The 7,360-nt window shown below is 69.2% G+C and carries 6 protein-coding genes; 2 read left to right on the top strand and 4 right to left on the bottom strand.

What is annotated here, in order from left to right; translation table 11 throughout:
- Positions 1 to 196: 196 nt before the first annotated feature.
- Positions 197 to 2,746: a glycosyl hydrolase gene (locus VG296_RS25555; protein WP_325569946.1), complete on the top strand. Its 2,550-nt coding sequence runs from the start codon at positions 197 to 199 to the stop codon at positions 2,744 to 2,746.
- Between the two features lie 931 nt (positions 2,747 to 3,677).
- Here VG296_RS25555 and VG296_RS25550 read toward each other — a convergent pair.
- The 4 genes from VG296_RS25550 to VG296_RS25535 are packed head-to-tail and all read right to left on the bottom strand — an operon-like array spanning position 3,678 to position 5,422.
- Positions 3,678 to 4,382, bottom strand: a complete 705-nt coding sequence (locus VG296_RS25550; RefSeq protein ID WP_325569944.1) for a class I SAM-dependent methyltransferase — start codon at positions 4,380 to 4,382, stop codon at positions 3,678 to 3,680.
- Positions 4,379 to 4,768 (bottom strand): hypothetical protein, encoded by a 390-nt coding sequence (locus VG296_RS25545; protein ID WP_325569942.1) that lies wholly within the window; start codon positions 4,766 to 4,768, stop codon positions 4,379 to 4,381. Before VG296_RS25545 ends, VG296_RS25550 begins: the two co-directional genes overlap by 4 nt.
- Complete coding sequence (locus VG296_RS25540; protein WP_325569940.1) at positions 4,743 to 5,108, bottom strand: DsrE family protein; 366 nt, start codon at positions 5,106 to 5,108, stop codon at positions 4,743 to 4,745. Before VG296_RS25540 ends, VG296_RS25545 begins: the two co-directional genes overlap by 26 nt.
- A gap of 20 nt (positions 5,109 to 5,128) precedes the next feature.
- Positions 5,129 to 5,422: a nickel-binding protein gene (locus VG296_RS25535; protein WP_325569938.1), complete on the bottom strand. Its 294-nt coding sequence runs from the start codon at positions 5,420 to 5,422 to the stop codon at positions 5,129 to 5,131.
- 153 nt (positions 5,423 to 5,575) lie between these two features.
- Between VG296_RS25535 and VG296_RS25530 the strand changes: the two genes are divergently transcribed.
- A complete protein-coding gene (locus tag VG296_RS25530; RefSeq protein WP_325569936.1) occupies positions 5,576 to 7,075 on the top strand; it encodes an HD domain-containing phosphohydrolase in 1,500 nt (499 codons plus the stop codon).
- Positions 7,076 to 7,360: the final 285 nt, after the last annotated feature.

Genomic DNA, 7,360 nt, shown 5'->3' with positions numbered 1-7,360 from the left:
CGTCCAAGACGTGACGGGCGATGTCATCGAGCGCTAGCTCGTCTCCTTCGGCGGCTCGCCACGCACCCGTCGAGCGAAATCGAGGTCCAGCGGAGCGGCTCATTAGCGGCATGGCAGGTTAGTCGGCCGGCCTTTCGTGGGTAGAACCGTTGCCGCTGCCGGGTAACGGCGCGTTCATCTTTAGAGGAGGTAGTAAATGAGGGTCCCAGTTGCTCCCCGCCGACGGCTGGCGGCAGCATTGACGATCTCGGCAGCCGCACTTGCCGCGAGTGTCGTCACGGTCCCTGCTGCGTACGCAGCCGGTAACGGCCGCGGCGCCGCCGCCAGGCAACAGGCATACAGGCAAGCAGTCAAGGCGCACGGCGGCCAGCCGACGGCAACCCACACGCCGGACGACGGTGATCTGGCGGACATGCAGGCGGCGTACAGCCTCGAGCGCTCCGCGCCGGCCGCGACCGTCTCGGCCGAGGCGTTGATCGCCGGGCGCGCGGCAGCCGCCGCGCTACCGACGTTCGGCGGGGCATGGGCGGAGCAGACCAACAAGACCTACAACGCCAATCCGCCGGACTACACCGACCCGTTCTGGTCGAACATCGGTTCCGGGTTCGGGATCGTCGCCGGGCGCACGACCGCACTGACGACGACTCTGGCGGGGAGCTGGCTGGCCGGGACCGCGGACGGCGGCGTCTGGCGCTCGACCGACCAGGGCGCGACCTGGAGCCCCGTGTTCGACAGCCAGAGCTCGCTCTCGATCGGCGCGCTGGCAGTCGCACCCGACGGGTCGGTCTGGGTCGGCACCGGCGAGGCCAACACCAGCCAAGACTCGTACGCAGGCACCGGCATCTACCGCTCGACCGACGACGGTCAGACATGGACTGCGGTGACCAGTGCGGACGGCTCCAACCCAATCGTCTCCCGCACCGTCTTCCGGATCGCGTTCGACGGCGGCGCGGCGCTGGCCGCCACCAACGATGGTCTGTGGCGCTACAGCGGCGGCAGCTGGACCGAGGTGTTCACCAATGCCCCGGCCACGGACCCGACGCCCTACTACGACAACCAGATCACCGACGTGGCGGTGAACCCGGTCGACCCGAGCAAGGTCGTCACCGTCGTCGGCTGGCGTGGCCCGCTCACGGCCGACAGCAACAACGGCTTCGCGGTCTCGACCGACGGCGGCCAGACGTTCAACCGAATCACGCCGAGCGGCGACATCGACGCGACTGACATCGGCCGTACGACGTTCGCGTACAGCGCCGACGGCAGCCGCCTGTACGCCGTGATCGAGTCGCCGGCCGCTGAGGCGGCCGGGAAGGAGAGCGTCCTGCAGGGCATCTTCGTGTCGGCCAACGGTGATCCCGCCGGCCCGTGGACGAAGATCGCCGATGAGGCGAAGCTCGCGGCGTCGGGCTCGGCGCTGGCGGTCGGATCCGGGTACGGAGTCGGCGTCCAGGCCTGGTACAACCAGGATCTCGCGGTCGATCCGGCCAACCCCAATCACGTCTATGCGGGACTCGAGGAGGTGTTCGAGTCAAGCGACGGCGGCGCCACCTGGGACACCGCCAGCCCGTACTGGAACTACGGCCTGGCGTGCAATCCCAATTGCCCAAACGTGACGCACCCCGACCAGCACGCGATGATGATCGCGGACAGCAAGATCGTGATCGGTAACGACGGCGGCGTCTACAGCCGCCCGCTCACCGACACGGGGTACGGGGACTGGAGCGATCTCAACGCGACGCTCCACAACCTGCAGTACTACTACGCGCAGGCGGGCAACGACCCAGCCGGCGGCACCGCGATCTGGGGCGGCCTACAGGACAACGGCACGGCGCTCGTCGATCCCAACCGGGCGCAGATGGTCGAGCCGGCCGGCGGTGACGGGTTCGACGTTATCGTCGACCCGGCCAACGCCAACCGGATGGTCGGCGAGTACACCGACCTGACGATGTACTCCAGCACCGACGGCGGCCACACCTTCAACTCGTTCGTGAGCCCGTCGTGCATTGCGCAGGAGACCGTCGGCGAGACGCCGCGCAAGGACTGCGATCCGGGGGCGCGCTTCGTCGCGCCGTTCGTCGCCGACCAGGCCAACGTCAACACCTGGGTCGCCGGTGGACAGTACGTCTGGGTTTCGACGATCGGCTGGAAGACCAAGTGCCTGACCAAGGGCGGCTGCACCTGGGCGAAGGTGTTCAACACCGGCGCCGGGAACGCGGTCACGGCGCTGTCCGCAGCCAACGGCACGATCTGGGCCGCGTGGGTCGGCGGCGGCGGCAACCCGGGACCGGCGTTCAGCTCGGGGATTGCCACCAACGCCGGCGGCAAGTGGCACCAGGTCTCGACCGCGGGTCTGCCGAACCGGTTCATCGCCGGGATCACGGTCGATAAGGCCAACCCCAATCACGCGATCGCGGTGTTCAACGGCTACAGCCGCCGCTGGATCCCGGGTGGCGGCAGCGGCCACGTGTTCGAGACGGTCGACGGTGGCAAGAGCTGGACCGACATCTCCGGCAACCTGCCCGACCTCCCCGGGGACGCGCTGGTGATGGCCGCGGGCAACCGACTTGTGCTCGCGACCGATTCCGGCGTGTTCACCGCGCTCGACGGCGCCGGCACCGGCACCAGCTGGTCGACCCTCGGCACCGGCCTGCCGAACGAGTCGGTCAACGACATCGAGCCCGGGCCCGACGGCTCGAGCGTCTATGCCGCGACGCACGGGCGTGGGGTCTGGAGCATCACCCCCTAACGGAGCCCGGCTGGATGGCGGCGGCTGGTCAACGTGACCGGCCGCCGCCAGCCCGCCAGCCGCTTCAGTGAGGCGTGCGCCCCGCGGCGGCGTACGCGGAGCGGATCGACGAGTCCGAAGGCTGACGCCCTCTGCCAGACGGCGGCGGGTGCAACAGTTCGGCGGTCACGACTTCGGACTCCCCCATGGCGGCGTCGTCTCCGGGCGTCAGGGACTTCGCCCCGAGACGAACCGATCGTCCCCCTCCACCGCCGACCATTCGGGGCGCCGTAATCGCGTCGTCACCATCCCCGGAACATCGGGCCCCCGGCCCGATCTCTCCGCCACCCATCAAATCGCCAGTCAGACCGTTACCCATTGACAGAGCGAGAGCAATCGCCGGCCCAACCGGACCTGCTTCCGTGCCAGGGCGGGCCTCAAGGCCCACTGATCGCCCGCCCCGCAACGCGCGGGAGCGCGCACGCGGCGCCGGCCAGGTCTGAGGGGCCAGAGCGGTCGGTCATCGACAGCGTCCCCTTGGGAACGCCCGGCCGGCAGCGGTCGCTCAAGCGTGGACCGCCGCTTCAGCGCATCGGACCAGGGAAGCGGCGGCGAACGTCACCGTGAACACGGGCGCCGCTTGGGAACGGTTGCTGCGGCGCAGCACTCATCCATGACCGCTGTAGCGCCCGAAATCGGAAGGTTCCCTGCGCTCGCATTCGTGCGCCGCAGGACCGGCCGCCGGACTTGTCCTTGGCGACGAACTCGCTATTGGGGAGGACCGAGTGCCGTGGATGAATCGGGCTGTTGACCTGCTTTGGCTCTGCCGTCAGCGCGACCACACTGTCTCGGATCGTTCCCCGCCAAAGACTCTGCGCGACGGTGTGTGAGCTCCCGTTGCTTCTGCCTCGGCGCTGGCAACGTCGTGGACTGGCACGGTCGCGCGCGGCCCCTACACCGCCAGCGCCGCGCCGTACACCAGCGGTCGGACAATCGGCGGCATCCCGCGCCAGCGTTCCTGCCGGATCCCGGACGTCTCAAATCCGGCTTCGTCCAGCAGGCGCAGCGTGTCCTGATTGCAACGGCAGCCGTAGGCGAAGGCGCGCCAGGGCCGATGGAGGCGGCGCTGCCAGCGCTCGAGCGCAGACCCCTTGTCGGCCCGGACATGCTCGATGAAGAGCAACCTGCCCCCATCGACGAGCACGCGGCGTGCCTGCTGCAACGCGGCAGCTGGATCGGCGACCGTGCACAACGCCAGCGTGACGACGACGTTGTCGAACGATGAATCGTCGAAGGGCAGGTGCTCGGCGAACGCGGTCAGCACACGCGCGGGGACCTGCGCGGCCTTGGCGCGGCGCTGGAGGCGCTGGGACATAGCCGGCTCTGGCTCGGTCAGCACGAGTTCGCGTAGTCCCTCCCCGTAGTGGGGGATGTTCAGCCCAGTGCCCGCACCGACTTCGAGCACGCGACCGCCCGCCCAGCCGACGACCTCCCGGCGCAGGTCGGCCATGACCCTGTGCTCTCCGAGCCACAGGAACGGGTCGTACACCAGCGGGACACACCGCGCCCCATAGAGCTTGACCAGCCCATTGAGCTCGGCAGCAGCGGCGCCGTCGGTGCCCGCACCCGAAGGGCTGTCTGAGGCGAGGTCGGTCATCGCGGTTGGAATCCCGAACAGAGCAGCCGGATCCAGCTGATCTGGCCGTCGGTCTCGTCGTAGTAGGCCTGCTGTTCGATGAGGAAGGGGCCATCGGGCCGTTCACCTTGGTACCGGTAGATGACGTGGAGGCGCCCGGCGATCTCGTCGGTCTCGACGCGGAGCACGTGCTGGATGTCACAGTCGCCAAACCAGGTGCGCAGCAGGTCCAGTACGTCCTCGCGAGTGGCAGGCGCCCAGGCACGGCGCGGCGTCAGGGCACGGAACTCGATGGCGGGGTGGAGCAGCTCGGCGACTTCCGCGAAGTCATGGCGTGCGATCGAGTGTGCGAGCTTCGCGCCAAGCGAAGACTCGGCGATCTCAGTAGCTGAAGACGGTGGCGGCATCGTCTCCCATCCAATCGAGCATCGGTGTGGCTCCTGCGAGCGTCGCGTTGGTGACGAGCGCGGTCTCGTCGAGCCGGCGCGCGTTCCAGCAGATCGGGCAGACGAGCAGCTGACCGCCGCCGTCCGCGAATTGTTCGAAGAGGCGGTCGAGTGGCGGACAACCCTCGCACGCGACCGCGTGGGCATGTCGCGGTAGCGCGAGTCTCACCGCCTCCTTGGTGAGGAACATCGCCACCCGCTTGCCCCTCTGGGCCGCGGCGCCGCCGACCAGGAACGCGATCGTGACCCGCTCTGGGTCCTCGAGGCCGGTCGTCAGGTTGATGAGAATCGTGTCGGGCATTCGTTCGTCCTCCGGCCGCATCAGTCGAGGACCGGGGCGGGGTCGGGGCGCACCACGACCGTGTCCGCGATCGGCACAACCTCGTCGACCGGAAGGACGGCGCGAGCCGCGTGCTTGCGGATCGCCTCGGGGCTCGTGGCCTCGTAGACGCACACGGTCCCAAGAGCGCCCCCGCCCTCGTCAAGCACGTAGCTGCGGATCCAGTGGACCTCGCTGGCCATCTCCTCGCCGGCTGCCGTCGAGCGCGCCGCTGCCTCCGCGAGCTCGTCGCTACTGGACCAACCGCCTCGCCTAATGATCGCGTACAACTCCATCGCAAAGCTCCTCTCCTGACGTGATCTGGAACGTCACCGTACGGGCGCTCGACGGGCGTGCCATCGGGAGGATTCCCTATCTCCCTGCGCAGGCGGTACCGTCTGCGCGCTATGGACGGCGCGAGTGCCACCCGACCGCGTCTGGTGGAGCTGGTGGCTGCGCTCTCGCTCGCAGCCGATCTCGGTCTTGGTCAGGAGATGGAGCACGGCCTCCGGTCCTGCCTGATCGCGATCCGGCTCGCCGAGCGGATCGAGCTCGACCCTGCGACCCGCGACAACGTCTACTGGCTGAGCCTGCTGGCGATGGCCGGCTGCACCGCCGACGCCTTCGAGATGCGGCAGGTGTGGGGTGATGACCTCGCGCTGCGCGCCGGGATGTTCAACGCTGGACCCTCAGAGCTCGCGATGGCGCGCTACTTCGTCTCGCGCGCCGGCTCCGACGGCGGACCAATTCGACGCGCCAACGCCCGGACGCGACTTCTCGCCAGCGGCATGCGGGCAGTGGTGGAGTCGATGGCGACCCATTGCCAGGTGACCGGCAGGCTAGCCGAGGAGCTGCGGTTCGGGCCGGGCGTGATCGATCCGCTGCGGCACACGTTCGCGCGGTGGGACGGCAAGGGCGTCCCACGCGGAGCCTCGAGCGAGGCGATTCCGATTGCGGCCCGAGTGTTCGCCGTGGCCAACTACGCGGAGGTCGAGCACCGGCGCGCCGGGATCGAGCCGGCACTCGAGCTCGCCCGCCGGTTCGCCGGGTCCATCCTGGATCCGCACATCGTCGCGGTGCTCGCGCGGGACGCCCACGACATCTTCGGTGTGCTCGAGCAATCGAGCTGGGAGGCCGTCCTGAAGGCCGAGCCGGGTGGGCAGCCGCGGCTCATCGGGGATCAGTTCGACACGGTCCTCTCCGCTCTCGGTGACTTCGCTGACCTCAAGTCCCCGTGGTTCAGCGGCCACTCGCGACGGGTCGCCGAGCTCGCCGCGACCGCCGCAGGTCTCCTCGCGCTCCCGGGGGACGATGTCGTCCGCCTCCGACGCGCCGCCCTCGTGCACTCCGTCGGCCGCGCCGGCGTACCGAACACCATCTGGGACAAGGTGGGAACGCTCACCCTCGCCGAAAGGGAGCGCATGCAGCTCTACGCCTACTACACCGACCGCATCCTCCGGTACGGGAGCCTTGCCGACCTTGCCGACCTGGCCTCCGCCAGCCATGAGCGAATCGACGGAAGCGGGTATCCCCGGGGCCTCGACGGATCACGACTGGAGCCCGCGGCCCGGGTACTCGCAGCCGCCGATGTCTACGACGCACTGACCAGCATCCGGCCCCATCGCGGCGCGCGGGCGCCGGACAAGGCCGCCGACGAGCTCGCCCGGGAGGTCCGCGAAGGACGGCTCGACCGCGAGGCAGTAGAGGCGGTGCGCAGGGCAGTCGGACATCGCCCATCGCCGCGACCGACCGCTCCGGCCGACCTGACCCCACGCGAGGTGGAGGTGCTCCGCCTCATCGCCATCGGGCACACCACAGCCCAGGTCGCGCACGCGCTCACCATCTCGCCCAAGACCGCCGATCATCACATCCAGCACATCTACGCCAAGATCGGCGCCTCGAACCGCTCCGTCGCAACAATCTTCGCCATGCGGCACGGACTGGTCTGAGTACGCAGCGCCGGCGCGGCGTCGCCAGGCTGCCGGTTCCGAGATGGGTAGTACTTGAGAGGGATCCCGGATCTGACCTTGGTGGGAGGCGGTCCGCGAGCTGGTGGAGTACGTTCGGCGCGTGAGCCGAATCGAACATCTCGGCCGCACGTACTGGTTCGACCTGCTGATCGCGCTGCTGGCGATCGTGGCGATGCTTGACGTGGTGCGCGGACGCGGCTCGTCCGGAGCTCCGACAACGACGCTGTGGTTCTGCCTTCCCGCGCTCGCGATCCTGGTGCTACC

The sequence above is a fragment of the Actinospica sp. genome (assembly GCF_035552695.1).
Lineage (GTDB): Bacteria > Actinomycetota > Actinomycetes > Streptomycetales > Catenulisporaceae > Actinospica.
Note: the sequence above shows the minus strand (reverse complement) of the source record. Positions and strands in the feature narration are given on the sequence as shown.